The sequence below is a fragment of the Catalinimonas alkaloidigena genome (assembly GCF_900100765.1).
Lineage (GTDB): Bacteria > Bacteroidota > Bacteroidia > Cytophagales > Flexibacteraceae > Mooreia > Mooreia alkaloidigena.
On sequence record NZ_FNFO01000009.1, the window covers coordinates 180,479 to 196,381 of the forward strand.

The 15,903-nt window shown below is 58.5% G+C and carries 15 protein-coding genes and 1 pseudogene; 15 read left to right on the forward strand and 1 reads right to left on the reverse strand.

Annotated elements, in window-relative coordinates:
• Nucleotides 1-188 precede the first annotated feature (188 nt).
• The 14 genes and pseudogenes from BLR44_RS20585 (at nt 189) to BLR44_RS20645 (ending at nt 12,096) form a co-directional block, all read left to right on the forward strand.
• The gene (locus BLR44_RS20585) at nt 189-1,478 is read left to right on the forward strand and encodes a hypothetical protein (protein ID WP_089685638.1); all 1,290 of its coding nucleotides are present in this window, start codon (nt 189-191) and stop codon (nt 1,476-1,478) included.
• Between the two features lie 187 nt (nt 1,479-1,665).
• Nucleotides 1,666-3,183, forward strand: coding sequence for a sensor histidine kinase (locus BLR44_RS20590; RefSeq protein ID WP_143017400.1), 1,518 nt, complete (start codon nt 1,666-1,668; stop codon nt 3,181-3,183).
• Nucleotides 3,184-3,332: 149 nt separating this feature from the next.
• Nucleotides 3,333-3,944 carry a hypothetical protein gene (locus BLR44_RS20595; RefSeq protein WP_089685641.1) on the forward strand — a complete coding sequence of 204 codons (612 nt, stop codon included), beginning with the start codon at nt 3,333-3,335 and terminating at the stop codon, nt 3,942-3,944.
• Nucleotides 3,941-4,249, forward strand: coding sequence for a winged helix-turn-helix domain-containing protein (locus BLR44_RS20600; RefSeq protein WP_089685643.1), 309 nt, complete (start codon nt 3,941-3,943; stop codon nt 4,247-4,249). The genes BLR44_RS20595 and BLR44_RS20600 overlap by 4 nt, the downstream gene beginning before the upstream one ends.
• A 39-nt stretch (nt 4,250-4,288) precedes the next feature.
• Nucleotides 4,289-5,770 (forward strand): DUF4153 domain-containing protein, encoded by a 1,482-nt coding sequence (locus tag BLR44_RS20605; protein WP_089685645.1) that lies wholly within the window; start codon nt 4,289-4,291, stop codon nt 5,768-5,770.
• Nucleotides 5,771-5,781: 11 nt separating this feature from the next.
• A complete protein-coding gene (locus tag BLR44_RS28925; RefSeq protein WP_176956143.1) occupies nt 5,782-5,949 on the forward strand; it encodes a hypothetical protein in 168 nt (55 codons plus the stop codon).
• Nucleotides 5,924-6,643, forward strand: a complete 720-nt coding sequence (locus tag BLR44_RS20610; RefSeq protein WP_089685647.1) for a DUF1361 domain-containing protein — start codon at nt 5,924-5,926, stop codon at nt 6,641-6,643. The genes BLR44_RS28925 and BLR44_RS20610 overlap by 26 nt, the downstream gene beginning before the upstream one ends.
• On the forward strand, nt 6,640-7,008 hold the full coding sequence (locus BLR44_RS20615) for a diacylglycerol kinase family protein (protein WP_089685649.1): 369 nt from the start codon (nt 6,640-6,642) through the stop codon (nt 7,006-7,008). The genes BLR44_RS20610 and BLR44_RS20615 overlap by 4 nt, the downstream gene beginning before the upstream one ends.
• A gap of 217 nt (nt 7,009-7,225) precedes the next feature.
• Nucleotides 7,226-8,617 carry a cell envelope integrity protein CreD gene (gene creD / locus BLR44_RS20620; RefSeq protein ID WP_089685651.1) on the forward strand — a complete coding sequence of 464 codons (1,392 nt, stop codon included), beginning with the start codon at nt 7,226-7,228 and terminating at the stop codon, nt 8,615-8,617.
• A gap of 687 nt (nt 8,618-9,304) precedes the next feature.
• Nucleotides 9,305-9,598 carry a DUF2089 family protein gene (locus BLR44_RS20630; protein ID WP_218127135.1) on the forward strand — a complete coding sequence of 98 codons (294 nt, stop codon included), beginning with the start codon at nt 9,305-9,307 and terminating at the stop codon, nt 9,596-9,598.
• Nucleotides 9,595-10,206, forward strand: coding sequence for a hypothetical protein (locus BLR44_RS20635; RefSeq protein WP_089685655.1), 612 nt, complete (start codon nt 9,595-9,597; stop codon nt 10,204-10,206). Before BLR44_RS20630 ends, BLR44_RS20635 begins: the two co-directional genes overlap by 4 nt.
• Entirely contained in the window at nt 10,203-11,627 is a 1,425-nt protein-coding gene (locus BLR44_RS20640; RefSeq protein ID WP_089685658.1) for an alpha/beta hydrolase family protein, read from the forward strand. The genes BLR44_RS20635 and BLR44_RS20640 overlap by 4 nt, the downstream gene beginning before the upstream one ends.
• An 85-nt stretch (nt 11,628-11,712) precedes the next feature.
• Nucleotides 11,713-11,805, forward strand: a pseudogene (locus BLR44_RS29425) (DUF1648 domain-containing protein); the annotation flags it as partial.
• Complete coding sequence (locus BLR44_RS20645) at nt 11,806-12,096, forward strand: hypothetical protein (protein WP_245706130.1); 291 nt, start codon at nt 11,806-11,808, stop codon at nt 12,094-12,096.
• A gap of 18 nt (nt 12,097-12,114) precedes the next feature.
• On the opposite strand, the gene BLR44_RS20650 is transcribed toward BLR44_RS20645, so the two are convergent.
• A complete protein-coding gene (locus BLR44_RS20650) occupies nt 12,115-12,882 on the reverse strand; it encodes an SGNH/GDSL hydrolase family protein (protein WP_089685922.1) in 768 nt (255 codons plus the stop codon).
• A 189-nt stretch (nt 12,883-13,071) separates the two neighbouring features.
• Here BLR44_RS20650 and BLR44_RS20655 point away from each other — a divergent pair, with 189 nt between their 5' ends.
• Nucleotides 13,072-15,888, forward strand: coding sequence for a glycosyl hydrolase (locus BLR44_RS20655; RefSeq protein WP_089685662.1), 2,817 nt, complete (start codon nt 13,072-13,074; stop codon nt 15,886-15,888).
• Nucleotides 15,889-15,903: the final 15 nt, after the last annotated feature.

Here is a 15,903-nt window from a genome sequence, read left to right on the forward strand (position 1 = left end):
GACCGAAATTTGTTGATCGGAACTTTATTCTGAGGTTTTGCTGAATTGCGGAAGAATGATTTGTGAAATTCGCGAAGGTGGCCGTGTGGATCTTACGTGCCCGCCCCGTATCTTGTCGTCGTTTTCGGTTTTTCATGCGCCTGTATCTACGCTGCCTTTTCTGCTTTCTATTGGTATCAGAGGCCTCTGTGCCGCTCCGTGCGCAAGTGCTCGATTCGCTTTCGGCGGAAGATGACGTCCCGCGCGAGCTGTCGTTTCCGCTCAACGCCAGCGGTACGCGCTACATCAAAGCCAGCCTGAGTGCTCAGGTCTGGGCCCGGTTCAACCAGAGCAACCCCGGCACGCTCGTGTTTGGCCAGCCCCGCAACAGCACCTTCGACATCGGCATCCGCCGGGTGCGCATCCGCATCATGTCCCAGTTGACCGAGCGGGTGTTCATCTACGCCCAACTGGGACAGGCCAGCCTGAACCGCGTCTCGCCTCGGCAGGTAAGCCCGTTCTTTCAGGACGTTGTGACCGAGTTTACCGTGTTGCACCGCTGGCTGACGCTGGGCGGTGGCCTGACCTCGTGGGGAGGTTTTGCCCGCCTGACGAGTGCTTCGATATCCACCTTCACTACGCTCGACACGCCCGTGTTCTGCCAACCGACGATCAACGCCCTCGATCAGTCGATGCGCAAGTACAGCCTCTACGCCAAAGGAAAGTTGAAAAAGCTGGACTACCGGCTGGCCATCAGCGATCCTTTTCCGATCCAGACCGCCAACGGGCAGTACGATCCGGTCATCAGCCCGGCGGCGCATTTTGCGCCCCAACCGCCCCACAAGCAGTATTCCACTTATTGGAGCTACCAGTTTCTGGACGAAGAAAGCAACCAGACGCCCTATTTCCGAGGCAGTTACCTGGGGGCAAAACGGGTGTTTAACCTCGGACTCGGCACGCAATGGCAGCACGACGCCATGTGGCAACTGGCCGACAACGGCCGCGATACCCTGCGCACGGCCATGTGGCTCTGGGCGGCCGATGCGTACCTGGATCTGCCCACGCACCGGGGCGAGGCGCTTACGGCCTACGCGGGCTATTACCACTACGACCTGGGGAATTATTACCTGCGCAGCCTGGGCATTATGAATCCTGCCAACGGCGTAAATCCCGCACAGCAGAGCCTGAACGGCGCGGGCAATGCCTTTCCGCTGATCGGGACGGGGAGTAGCGTTTACCTGCAGGCGGCTTATCTGCTGCGGCCCAAGCTCTTTTCGACGTTAGGGACGCTCCAGCCTTATGCCGATCTGATCCGGGCGCGCTACGACGCCCTCCGCGACCCGATGCTCAGCTACAACGTGGGTGTAAACTGGCTGATCCGCGGGTTTGAGGCGCGCATCACCCTCAATTACCAGAACCGCCCCGTTTTCCGGTTGGAGGAACGAACCGTGAAGCAGCGGCGGGGGGCGGTCGTGCTGCAATACCAGATCATTATTTAAGCTTGGTGGGCAATAGTCCAGCAATGGTCGAACTTAATCCGATGATGCGCTCTTCTTTTTTTTTGATATTTTGCCCGAGACTACGGTGGGGTGCATGCAACCGTCCGAGCAGCCGGGCGTGTCAGCAAGGCCTTTCTTACTTAGATAAAAAGCAGTTGCTGCTTTTCCAGTTACGACTTCCTGCGTGTTGAAAACATTATTTTCATGGTTGACCTACGGCGAGCGGGAACAGGACGTACGTTCTGACGACTTTCGTTACGTACAAATTGCCAATGCCCTGGCGCTGTTGCTGGCGCTGCTCAGCTTTATGGTCACGGTGGCGCTCTACCTGATTTTCGGGTGGGTACTGTCGGTGCCGCTGGCGCTGGGCAGCGGGCTCTTTTTTCTGGGCATGGTGGCCATGAATCGGTTCGGTCAGCACCGCCTGGGTCGCATTGGCATTTCGCTGTTTGTGCCGTTGTATGCCTTGCTGGTCTCCATCCTGGTGAAACAGGGGGAAGCCTACGTCGAAGAGCCCGAATACTTTGATACGCGCCTGATTATCCTCTCGGCTTCCTTACTGCCGGTGCTGTTGTTCCGCTACCAGGAATGGCGCATGTGGGCCGCCGGTCTGGCCATCAGTTTTGCGATTTTGCTGGGATACGATGTGGTGCACGACTGGTTCGGGGTGGGCTATTACCAAACGGGGCATACGGCCTCGAACTACGCGTTTGCGCGTGCTCTGTTTCCCATCACCTACCTGCTCCTGACAGGCAGTTTTTTGTATTACAAGCGGCAGCTGGAAAAGGCCGAAGGCGTACTGCACCAGAACAACCTGGAGCTGGCCGATTTGTATAAGGAAATTCAGAGCCAGAACGAAGAAATTCAGGCGCAGGCCGAGGACCTGGCCCAGAGCCAGAACAAGCTTCAGGAGGCTTACCAGCAGATCTCGCAGCACAACACCGCCCTGACCAACGAAAATACGCTGCTGTACCAGCACTTGCGCGAGCAGAACACCATTTTGGAGTCCAGCAACGCCGAGCTGCACAAGCGGCTGGACGAGTTGGAGCAGTTCAGTTACACGCTTTCGCACAACCTGCGGGGGCCGGTTGCCAGCCTGTTGGGCCTTACGGCGCTGTTCGACGTACAGCAGGGGGAACCCGTGAATCCGGAATTGGTGCAACACATCAAAACTACCGCCCAACGGCTCGACGACGTGATTCAGGACTTGGCCAAGGTGTTGCAGATGCGGGAAGGCAACAAGCCGTTTGAGGAAGTAGACCTGCCGCAGCTGGTCAACCATGTGCTGCTGGCCCTGCAAGACGCCGGCGAAGACCAGGACGCCACCATCGACCTCGATCTGAACGTGACGTCGGTCTATTGCATCAAGTCGTACCTGCACAGCATTCTGTACAACCTGATCAGCAATGCCCTCAAGTACTGCGATCCCCTCCGGCCGAGCAAAGTTGCGGTTCATGCCCGTCAGGAAGGGCAGGAGTTGCTGCTGGAAGTCGCCGACAACGGAATTGGGATCGACCTGGAACGCCACGGGCGGCAATTGTTCAAAATGTACCACCGGTTTAGTGTCCGGCGCGAGGGCCGTGGCCTGGGGCTTTACCTGGCGCGGGTCCAGGCCGAAGCCATGGAAGGGCACATCGAAGTGCAGAGCGAAGTCGGCAAAGGCACCAGTTTCCAGATCTGGCTTCCGTTGCGGCGACCCGAATAAACGGTTCCAAGCCGTTTGACGGGAATAATTAAAAAATCTCTTTCCTCTGGTTCAGTCACTTGTTGTACCCCACCGGGAAAATCTCGCGGGGAGATTAGGAATTCCAGAGGCTGTGATATTACTTTGTATCTCAAAGTTCTTTATAACTTATGAATGATCCGGTTCAGTCGTTAGCCGAAATCCGTTCCATGATGGAACGTTCGTCGCGGTTTCTTTCACTCAGTGGTTTATCGGGCATCTTTGCCGGCATCTTCGCGCTGATGGGCGCAGCCGTGGCCTATGGGCTGACGAAAGACCTGCGGAGAGGCGTGGGGGCGGAAGGCATGACGTGGTCGGAGGCGGTGCCGTGGCTGATGCTGGACGCCGCCGTGGTGCTGGTGCTGGCGCTCGGCTCGGGCATCTACTTCACCAACCGGCGGGCGTTGCGCAGCGGGCAGCGGGTCTGGAATGCAACCAGTCGACGCTTTCTGATCAACCTGGCCATTCCGCTGGCCACCGGCGGTGCCTTCTGTTTTCTGCTGTTGCATTACGGGGCGGCCATTTTGGTAGCGCCGACCATGCTCATCTTTTACGGACTGTCGCTTCTGAACGCCAGCAAGTTCACCCTCGACGAAATTCGATATTTGGGCATCAGCGAGGTGCTATTAGGGCTGCTGGCTGGTATCTTTGCAGGATGGGGACTACTTTTCTGGTCTCTGGGGTTCGGCGTGTTGCACATTGTGTACGGCGCGCTGATGTACCATAAGTACGAGCGAGCATGAAAAACATCCTGTCGGATTTAGACAAAGCATTCGAAAACCGGGTGCGGTTGGGCGCCATGTCGGTGCTGATGGTGAACGACTGGGTGGAGTTTACGGCGTTGAAAGAGACGCTGGAAGTGACCGACGGAAACCTGGCAAGCCACCTGGGCGGACTCGAAAAAGCGGGCTACGTACAGGTACGGAAGGCTTTCATCGGACGCAAGCCTAACACATCCTACGCCGCGACGGACAAAGGAAAGGCGGCGTTTCAACAACACCTGAACGCGCTGGAAAGTCTGCTGAAAAACAACGGCTTAACGAGCTAATTTTTTTGGATACTAACTTTGAAATACAAAGTACTTTATATGAAAACGAACGAAATCAAGTTTCTTCTGTCCCTGGGCCTTGCCACCTTCTACACCGTCTTTTTCTGGGAAAGCCGGAGGGGCGTCAACGTACTAGTCTTTTCCATGCTGTTGCTGGCCGCACTTTACGCGTGTTACCGCGCCAGCTTTAAGGCGTCGGCCGTGCGCTGGCTGGCGGGGGCGGTGCTGCTGACGGGCGGTGCGGTGGTCTGGCATGCGTCTCTGTTCAGCAAGTGGATGCACCTAATTTCCCTGATCGGGTTCGTCGGCATGGTGCATCAGCCCCGGCTACGGGCCGTCTACGGCGCCTTCGGGGCCGCCCTCGAAAGCGCCTTGCTGAGCGTGGTCAACTACCTGGAGGCCTGGCAACAGACCGGGGGGCGGTGGGTGCCTCGCCCTGGTCGCCTGGGCTACGGTGTGCGGTTGGCCCTTATCCCGGTGCTGCTGCTGGTGACCTTCTACCTGATTTACACACAGGCCAATCCAAAGTTCGCCTACGTCTCGGCTTCGGTCTGGGGCGAAATCGGCACCTGGTTCGCCACGATTTCGTGGGGCCGCCTCTTGTTCTTCCTGACGGGGCTGCTGCTCACCACGGGCGCCCTGTTTAACCGCCAGCTCCATCACTGGCTGAAGCGGGACGCGGCGTCCGATTACCTGATGCGTCGGCGCAAAAAGCGTCTGTTTTCGACCGGGATGACGGGCCTGCGCGAAGAGTACCGCATGGCGCTCGGCGTGCTGATTCTGCTCAACACTCTGCTGCTGGCCGTGAACACCATCGACGTGTACTGGGTCTGGTTCACGTTCGACTACCACGACGTGCGGAACCTCTCGCAATTTGTCCATGAAGGCACGTATCTGTTGATTGTCAGCATCCTGCTGGCGATGGGCGTGGTGCTCTGGTTCTTCCGCGGCAACCTGAATTTCTTCAGGCACAATCGCATGCTCAAAGCTGCTGCGGCCGTCTGGATCGTCCAGAATGCAATTCTCGCATTGTCGGTCGGGGTACGCAACTACCATTACATCCACGAGCATGCGCTGGCCTACAAACGCCTGGGTGTAATTGCTTTCCTGGTGCTGGTGCTGTTCGGCCTCTATACCATATGGATGAAAATTAACGAGGCTCGTTCTTCTGCCTACCTCTGGCGCGTCAACGGCTGGGCCTCACTAGGCTTGTTGGTTACCATCAGTCTCCTGAACTGGGATGGGATCATTGTCCGCTATAATATGACCCATTCTAAGCCAAATGAACTCGATATGGAATACCTGTTCACCTTCTCGGACAAGACGCTTCCCATCCTGGCCGATCATGCCGACCTACTGCAAACCGATCGCTACGAATACCATGAAGGCGTAGCACTGAACGAGCCTCAACGGTTGCAGATGCGCGTGCAGGACTTTTTGAATGAGTACGAAACGCGCCGGTGGTGGGAATGGAACCGGGCCGATGCGCAGGCTTACCGTCAACTGGGCCGCCTGGAATAGGCATAAGTCGGATGACACAACTTCACGTGACGATGCACCTGATTCCACATTTCTCGTTCGAGCCAATTCTGGTACCGCTGACGGGCATTTTCACTCGTCCGGTATCGACCGGCTACCAACTTTCTCTTTCATTCACGCATCAACTCAATCGCTATGTTTGGTTTACCTCAATTGCCTGAAAAGCGCTATTTTGTACAGCCGGTCGCCTGGGCGACCGGTCTCACGGCCAACGCCGCCTACCGTCCGCTGATCCGCCTGCTGGCGCTGATGTCGTTCCTCTGTGTCGGCCAACTGGCCCTGCGCGTGCTGTGGACCTGGAACGACGACTTTGCCTTCTTCTCCTGGAACCTGTTGCTGGCGTGGGTGCCGCTGGGGTGCGTCTACCTGCTGCGCTTCCGGGAAGGGCTGGCCCGTTGGAAAGTTGCCGCCCTGATGGGGGCCTGGCTGCTGTTTCTGCCCAATGCGCCGTACCTGATCACAGACCTGTTGCACCTGCGCCACTGGCCCGCCGTCTTTTCCATTGTCGACGAACTGATGGTCTTTGCCTTTGCCTTGACAGGGCTGCTGGTGGGGTGGCTGTCCATGTTCCTGATGCACGAACTAGCCATCCGTTCGTGGGGCGAACCGTGGAGCTGGGCGTTTGTCGCGGGCGTTTCGGTGCTGACGGGCTTTGGAGTCTACCTGGGGCGCGTACAGCGCTGGAACAGTTGGGACATCGTAACGCGGCCCCTCTCGCTGGTCTGGCGGGCGGGCGGCAGCCTCGACGACCTGACCACCTGGGTGCTGACCGTATTGATGGCGCTGATTTTCTTCATCGGGTACCTCTTCTTCCACCAATTGATTAGGTTGGGCATCAGACCTGAACAACCATGATTCAATTCGCTAAAACGCTCCGCAGTTTCCGTTTCGCTGCCGGCGGCATCCACTGGCTCTTTCGCTACGAAAACAACGCCCGCGTCCACTTGCTGGCCGCGCTGGTGGTGATCGGGGTCGGCTTTTGGCTGCGCATTTCGCGCACCGACTGGCTCTGGCTGCTGCTGGCCATTGCGCTGGTCTGGACGGCCGAGATGTTCAACACCGCCCTCGAAAAAGTAGTCGACCTCGTCTCGCCCGAGTACCATCCGCTGGCCGGGCAGGCCAAAGACCTCGCTGCCGGTGCGGTGCTGCTGACCGCCCTCTTTGCCGTGGTGGTAGGCGTCCTGGTGCTGGGACCGTATGTGGTGGACGTATTTGCGTAGGAAGCCGGAAAACCGGAGACGGGGGACCGGATTTCCAATTGAACTTACATAATTGCCATCTCGAATGCCGCCGCCGCGGCGGACCGCGTTGTTTGAAATGACACGGCAAAAGAAGAACGTGCGACCTGACAACCGGCAAGCCTGCGCACTTGAACCTGAGACTTGCCTCCTGCGACCCCGAACCTGTAACCTTTCAACCTTGTAACCTTAACCTGCCATGAATAACTTCTTCGAGCGCCTCAACGAGTGGGTGCGCACTTCCGTCACTATCCGCATGTTGTCGGTGGCCTTTCTGATTCTGCTGCTCCTGATTCCGGCGAGCATGATCGAATCCCTGATCCGCGAACGGGAGATGCGGCAACAGGACGTGATTCGGGAAATCAGCAGCAAGTGGAGCGGGCCCCAGACCCTCACCGGACCGATTCTTTCCATTCCCTACGACGCCTACGAGCGTGCCAACGACGGTAAAATGGTGAAGGTGACGCAATGGGCGCACTTTCTGCCGGAAAGCCAGGCGGTGACGGGCCAGTTAGCCCCCCAAACCCGCCGCCGGGGCCTCTACGAAGCGGTGGTGTACAACGCGCAGCTCCAGTTTGCCGGCCGTTTCCCATCCCCCGATTTCAGCGAACTGGGCATCGCGCCCGACCAAGTGCATTGGAACGACGCTCTGGTGGCGGTAGGCATCAGCGACATGCGAGGCATTGAAAAGGAGATTCAGCTGCAGTGGGCCGGTCAAACCTACGCGCTGAATTCCGGTATAGAAACGCGCGACGTGCTACCGGGGGGAGCCAGCGTAAAAGTGCGGGTCGCCGAGGGTGCGGGACGTTACGAGTACCGGTTCGACCTGGAACTGAAGGGCAGCCAGTCCGTTTTCTTCGTCCCTGTCGGGCGGGAAACGAACGTGACGCTGCAATCCGACTGGCCGACGCCCAGCTTCGACGGCGCCTTTTTGCCTGCCGAACGGGACGTGACGGAGACCGGCTTTCAGGCGAAGTGGCACGTGCTGCACCTCAATCGGCAGTATCCGCAACAGTGGAAGGGGAGTGCCTATCACCTCGCCACAGAAGCTTCTCCTCGCTATGGTATAGAACCTGCGTTGCAGCAATCGGATCAGGCCGCCTTCGGGGTACACCTGCTGGTGCCGGTCGATCAGTACCAGAAGTCGATGCGGACGGCCAAGTACGCCATCATGTTGATCGCCCTCACGTTTGTCGTTTTCTTTTTCATCGAAATCCTCACCCGCCGCAACATCCACCCCATCCAGTACATCCTTGTCGGGCTGGCGCTGTGTGTGTTCTACACGCTGCTGCTGTCGCTTTCCGAACAAATCGGTTTCAACGCGGCCTATGCCGTAGCGGCGCTGGCAACCATTGGGCTGATCACCGCCTACGTCAGCAGCATCTTCAAAAATGGGCGCCTCACCGCGCTCATGGCCGGTATCCTGACGGTGTTGTACGGCTTCATCTTCGTCGTGCTGCAGCTGGAAGACTACGCCCTGTTGCTCGGCAGCATCGCGCTGTTCGTGTTGCTGGCCGTCCTGATGTGGCTCACCCGCCGCATTGACTGGTACCAGTTCGGCAAGAAGCCACCGCAGGAAGAACTGGCGTAGGAGATGACAACTAATGGCGGTATCGTTGCAAACAGTAGCATTCTGCTGCTTTTTTATGTGCTGCGGTGCTTAGTTCTGAATTTAATTATGCTGATGCCTCTCGTTATCACAGTTGAGGTCATCATGCTACTGGTGATTTTAGCGAGGTTGTGCCTGAAGCGTTACCGGACGCAAAAGAATCTCGTGCGATCGGTGGTACATATAGCATGTATTTCCTCTGTATTTCTTTTCATAGGTGATTGGTGTGCTGTCTTTACTTTGTCAGTCGTTCATCACCGTACAATTAGCATTTTCACAAAATATCAGGAGCAGATTCCTGTCGGTGATCGGGTAAACGGAGCATGGATTCTGGAAGAACCTGATTTTATGATTTCTGATGAGGAAAAAAATATTCTCGCCACCAACTATGCACGATGGAGTCCCTGTTTCTACGAACGAGGTTACTGCTATGTAGAGTTTGGAGGATTTTTGCGGAATGCGGGAGGGTACTGTCTTAGACTTGATGCTGCTCAAGAAACGTGTCTCAGGGGTTTCGGATTTCACAGAATCACAATCACAAAGCCATTAATTGGAGGTTGGAGACGTTACGAGTAGTTGAGCTACGTTATGAACGTATATCAATAAAATTAATCTTTCGTTTAGTTTTATTGAAATAGTGGTTAATTTTATGCATTCTTGTTGCGCGATATGCCCAAAAAACTTCCGCTGAAATGTCCGAGTTGTGAAACTACGTTGAAGGTGGAAAGTCTGCAGTGTACGCAGTGCGCTACGCGGGTGGTGGGTTTGTTCGATTTGCCCCTGTTGACGCGGCTCAGTCCCGACGATCAGCGTTTTGTGGTGCTGTTCCTGAAGGCAAGCGGCAGTTTGAAAGAGATGGCCAAGCAGCTGGGCTACAGTTACCCGACCGTGCGCAACATGCTGGACGACCTCATTGCCCGCATCCACACGCTGGAATCTGAAACCAATCCTTCGAACGAATGAACGTAACCGCCTGGCTTCTTAATCCTTTTCAGAAAGTGGCAGGTGAGCAGGCGCTGGCGTGGGGGAGTGGCGTGGTGGTGTTGGGTGGGCTGACGGCCTGGTGGCATCAGGCGCGGTTCGATGGCGTGCTCGACATGCACCTCGTGGAAGGCGGACCGTGGGTGGGGCCTTTCCTCGACGGCGTAGTCAACGTGCTGGTGCTGACAATTGTCTTCTACCCGCTGGGGCTGCTGCTGAACCGGGGGCGCGTGCGTCTGCTCGACGTGGTGGGCACCATGGCCCTGGCGCGGGCTCCGTTTGTACTGCTGCCGTTTTTGAACAGTCACGATTTTTTGCAGCGTACCTCTTCCGAAATCCTGACGCATGTCCAACAGGGTACCGTGGCAGAAATCGATAACCTGGACCTGACGCTTCTGCTGCTTATCTCGGTACTTTCGCTGGGGCTGCTGGTGTGGATGGTGCTGTGGCTGTACCGCGCCTATGCGGTGTCGTGCAACGTGCGCGGTGCGAAAGGCATTATCAGTTTCATCGTCGGGTTAGTGCTCGCCGAGCTCCTTTCCAAGTGGCTGATTGGTCACTGGGTGCAACCTTACCTTTCTTCTTTATGAAAACCTTCTTTTTGTACCTACTGCTCGTGGGAGTCCTGGTGGAGACCACCTGGGCTCAAGACCTGACCGGCACCTGGCAGGGGGCATTGAGCGTGCAGGGCCAGTCGCTGCCGTTGGTGGTGCACCTCAAACCGGTCGACGGAGGCTACACCGGGACGCTCGACAGCCCGAAACAGAATGCCTTCGGCCTGGCGATCTCTTCTGTGGAGTTGAACCAAAAGCGACTCACGCTGGGCCTGACCGCCCTGGGTGCGAGCTACGAGGGCACGCTGGTCACGGCCGATTCGCTGGCAGGCACGTGGAAACAGGGCGGCGCTTCCTTTCCGCTGAACCTGAAGCGTACCGATACGGAGGTGGGGGAAAGTCGGAAGCCGCAGGAGCCGAAGCCACCGTTTCTGTACGAAAGCAAAGACGTGAGTTTTCAGAATGCCGTTGCCCACCTGCAACTGGCGGGCACGCTGACCCTGCCGAAAGGGGCGGGGCCTTTTCCGGCGGTGGTGCTGGTGAGTGGCTCCGGACCGCAGAACCGCGACGAGGAGATTTTCGGACACAAGCCCTTCGCCGTACTGGCCGATTACCTGACCCGGCATAACATCGCGGTGTTGCGCTACGACGACCGCGGGCAGGGCCAGTCGCAGGGCGATTTTGCGACCGCCACCACAGAAGACTTCGCGACCGATGCGGCAGCGGCGTTTGCGTTTCTGAAGCAACAGGCGAAGATCGATCCCACGCGCGTCGGCATCGTCGGGCACAGCGAAGGCGGCCTCATTGCGCCGATGTTAGCGGCGCAGGATACGACGGTGGCGTTTCTGGTGTTGCTGGCCGCGCCCGGCGTGGCGACCGACGACCTGATGTTGCAGCAGTCCATTCTGATCAGCGAAGCCAGTGGTGCCGCCCCGCAGGAGATCGAGCAGCAGGTGCAACTGAACCGGCAACTCTTCAACATCCTGAAATCGAACGACGAGCCCGAAGCGCTGCTGGAACAGATGACCGAACTGGTCGATGCCGAGGCCAAGCGGCGTGCCGGAGGCGACGAAGCCACCGAGGCGGCTCTGAAGCAGCAGATGACCCGGGCCCTCGCGCCGACGATGTCGCCCTGGTTCCGTTACTTCATCAACCTCAACCCCCGTCCCACGCTGATGCAGGTCACGTGTCCGGTACTGGCGCTCAACGGCGAAAAAGACCTCCAGGTGCCTGCGGGTCCGAACCTGAAAGCTCTGGCCGATGCCCTGAAAAGTAGCGGCAATACGCGCGTCACCACCCGGGAGCTGCCGGGACTGAATCACCTGTTCCAGACCGCCCAAACCGGTCTCCCGGCCGAGTACGGGCAGCTGGAAGAAACCTTTGCACCGGTTGCGTTAGAAACCATCGCCGACTGGATCAACGGCCTGGCTCAGCAGACGTACGGCGTGAAGGAGTAAAACGAGCACAACCCTGCGCAGCGTCCACGCCTGCCCCTGGGGTGATACCTGGAGGCACTGGGCGTACTGAGCAGGGCTGCCTCTGTTGTACTACGCGCAGCTCCCGGACACGATTCCGCGCCACTTCGGGCCTGCGGGGCAGCCGGATGCGTACGGTGCAAAGGAACTGATCGGAACCTTGCCTGCGATTGGAAGCCTGCTGTACCTCGACCTAGTTTTTTTGAACCACTATCCCCACATCTTTCATTATCCGGTAAAAATTACGGCCGAACATGCACCTCGCCCGTACCGCCTGGCCATTCGCCGGGTTCGGGTGCTGAAGTGCGTGATCGTCGGTAGCTTTGCCTACCTCACGTACGCCACCCTGGGCAACCGTGAGGGCCTCGGCACGTTCTTCCTGCTGGTGTTTCTCCCGCTTACGCTAGGCAGCACCGAGTGCTTCGTCTACCGGGCGCTTACAAAATGCTAGACCGGTAACTAGGCTAGCTTACGCCTTCACGGCTTTGAGCCAGGCGTGGGCCATCAGTTGCGCCCCGGCCACGGACGGATGCACGCCGTCGGGCGTCCAGTAAGAGGCTGGCGCTTGTTTCTGGGCCTGATCGAACACGTCCTGGTACGGAATCAGGGTGGCGTTGAATTGCTTCGCGATGTCGCGGGCTGCCTCCTGGTATTTCGGAAACTCGGGGTACCACTGGTCGGTAACGGCCTTGACGTTCGGTACCGCAAACGGTTCGCCGATGATCAGCCGCACGTTGGGCAGGGCCTTTTTGGTACGTTCCAGCAGCGCGATGTAATCGTTCCGGTATTTGTCCAGATCGCCGTCGTAATTGCCGTTGATCATGTGCCAGAAATCGTTCACCCCGATCAGGATGCTCAGCACGGTCGGCTTCAGGTTCAGTGCGTCGGTATCCCAGCGGTCGGCCAGCTGGTACACCTTGTTGCCGCTGATGCCTTTGTTGTAGATAGTCAGGGTCAGCTCCGGTGCCTGGTACAGCAACTGCGAACCGGCCATAAAAGCGTAGCCGCGCCCGAGGGCCACGTCGTTGTTGGCGTCCATTTTTTCCTTGTCGCGCCCGGCGTCCGTGATGGAATCGCCCTGAAACAGAATGACATCGCCTTTCTGAAGCGACACTTTTTGCGTAGCGGTCGGGGCCATGGCAGCGGTAACAATTTCGGGAAGACTCAGGGCAAGCGCGCCGCCCAAAGTAGCGTTGCGCAGAAAGTGACGACGGTTGGAGGAATGTGTCTCGGACATGGGGAGTAGGTGGATAATAAAACGAAAAAATCCTTTGGTCGTGAAGGTATATTTTTCGAGGGGTTGCGCCAAGAAAAAACAGCGCTTCTCTGCGATCGGCTTGCCAAGTGCCACCACGGCCGGGTGAGTATAGGGAAAACGGGCGTGGCTCTTGTCTCTTACTGCAACGCTTCCTTTCAAGAATTACGCATGCGCAACTTTATACGACTGGCAGGCTTCCTGTGTCTCCTCGGGGGGAGTCCATCGGGCTGGGCACAGTCAACCTCCGACGGATGGCCGGAACGCACCGCTACCCACCGGCCGTGGACCCGCTGGTGGTGGATGGGCAACGCCGTCGACCCGGCGAACCTCGATACACTGCTGACGCGCTACGCTGCGGCGGGTTTCGGGGGCGTGGAAGTAACCCCGATTTACGGCGCCATGGGCTACGAAGACCGCTACCTGCCGTACCTGTCGCCCACGTGGATGGACGCCCTCCGCTTTTCGGCGCAAAAGGCCGAGGCAGTAGGGATGCGCCTGGACATGAACCTGGGAACGGGCTGGCCGTTTGGCGGCCCGCAGATCCAACCCGAACACGCCGCGTCGCAACTGGTGATGCAGACCTACGACGTGCGGGGCGGCAAGAAATGGACACACAGTTTGCAGGTCGATGACCCGAAGCAGCGTGAGTTGGGGGCTACGTTGCAAGCGGTCGTGGCCTACGGCGACGGAGGCGAAGTGGTGGACCTGACCGATCAGGTGAGTGACGCCGGCCAACTGACCTGGAAACCAAAACGGGGCCAGTGGAAGGTCTACGCTGCGTTTGCCGGACACACGCGGCAACAGGTGAAACGGGCCGCGCCGGGGGGCGAAGGCTACACGATGAACCATTTTTCGGAAGAGGCGCTACAGACCTACCTCCACCGTTTCGATACGGCGTTCGGTGCGCAGCCTCCGAACGTGCGGGCCTACTTCAACGACAGCTACGAAGTGTACAACGCCGACTGGTCGCCGAATCTGCTGGACGCGTTCCGGCAGCGGCGGGGCTACGACCTGGCGCTGCACCTGCGCGAACTGGTGAGCGACGACAGCACGGAGACGCTTGCCCGCCTCAAAAGCGACTACCGCGAGACCCTCAGTGAACTTCTGCTCGAAAACTTTACCCGCCCCTGGACCGGGTGGATTCACGGCAAAGGGGGCCTTTCGAAAAACCAGGCGCACGGCTCGCCCGGCAACCTGCTCGACCTCTACGGTGCGGTCGACATTCCCGAGTGTGAAACGTTCGGGTCCAGCTACTTTCCCATTCCCGGCCTGCGCCGCGATTCGGCCGACGTGCGCAACGTCGATCCCGATCCCATTTTTCTGAAATTCGCCTCGTCGCCGGCGCACGTGCTGGGCAAGCCGCTCGTCTCGTGCGAGGCCTTCACCTGGCTGGCCGAGCACTTCAAGGTCGCGCCTTCGCAGTGCAAACCCGAGGTGGAACAGACCTTTCTGGCGGGCGTCAACCACGTCTTTTACCATGGCACCACCTACTCGCCGCTGGTCGGCGACCAAGCCGCCCCGTGGCCCGGCTGGCTCTTTTATGCCTCGACCAACTTTGCCCCGTCGAACAGTTGGTGGCCGCAGGTGCAGGGCCTGAACCAGTACATCGCGCGGTGCCAGTCTGTGTTACAGGCGGGTCGGCCCGACAACGAACTGCTGGTCTACTGGCCTATTTATGACGTGTGGCACGATGCGCACGGCATGGAGTACCAGATCGGCGTGCACGACGTGGACGAGTGGCTGCACCCAACGCCCTTCTACCAACTCGCCAGGCAGCTGACCGACCGGGGCTATAGCCTCGACTTTGCGTCGGATCTTCAACTGGAACAGGCCCGAGTGGTGAACGGCAACGTGCGCGTGGCCGATGGGGGGGGCGACTACGCGGTGCTGGTGCTGCCGAAAAGCGAACACCTGCCGGTCGAAACGTTCGAACAAGCGATGCGACTGGCCCGCGAAGGGGCGACCGTGGTGTTACAGGCTTTGCCGCAGGAAGTGCCGGGACTGCACCAGCTTGACGAACGGCGCCAGCAATTGCAACAACGTGTACGGGAGCTGTCGTTTACCGCCGGTACCAACGGCGTGCAGGAGGCGCAGGTGGGCGAAGGGCGCGTGGTGCTGACCGCGCAAGTAGAATCCACCCTGCCGACCTTGGGACTAAACCGAGAAACCCTGACTGATTTGGGGTTGAAATTCATTCGTCGGAAAATCGACGGCGGCACTTACTACTACGTGGTGAACCATACCCCCGACGCGGTCAATCAAGTGGTCACGCTCACTACGGCCGCGCAGGCAGTGACGATGCTGGACCCCCAGTCGGGTGCTTACGGCACGGTGCCGGTGCAAACCGGTGGGCAGGGCACGCAAGTAAGGTTGCAACTCGCGCCCGGCGAGGCGATGATTCTCCGGACTGCCGATCAGCCCCGGGGAGATGCACCCGTCTGGGCTTACGTCACCGAGACGGGAACCGCCCAACCTTTGAATGGACCATGGACATTGCGCTTTACCGAGGGCGGCCCCGAACAACCCAAGGACCAGAGCCTGAGTTCGCTTATGTCCTGGACGGAACTTAACGATCCCGACGCCGGACGGTTTTCGGGATGTGCAGAATACAGCACCACGTTCGAGTGGTCGCCCGAAGAAGGGGTCGACGACTACCGCTTGCAGTTGGGAAACGTGCGGGAAAGCGCCCGGGTATGGCTCAACGGCGAAGAGGTCGGCGTGTTGTGGAGCCTTCCGTTTCAGGCACGTGTCGGGCCGTTCCTAAAAAAGGGCACCAATACGTTGAAAATCGAGGTGTGCAACCTGATGGCCAACCGCATCCGCGACATGGACCGGCGGGGTGTCGAGTGGAAGAAATACCACGAAATCAACTTCGTCAACATCAACTACAAATCGTTCGACGCCTCCGACTGGGCGCCGCAGCCGTCGGGGTTGCTGGGGCCGGTAACGTTGCAACCCCTCCGGCACACGCCGAACCATCCCTGATTCTTAAGCCGCTAC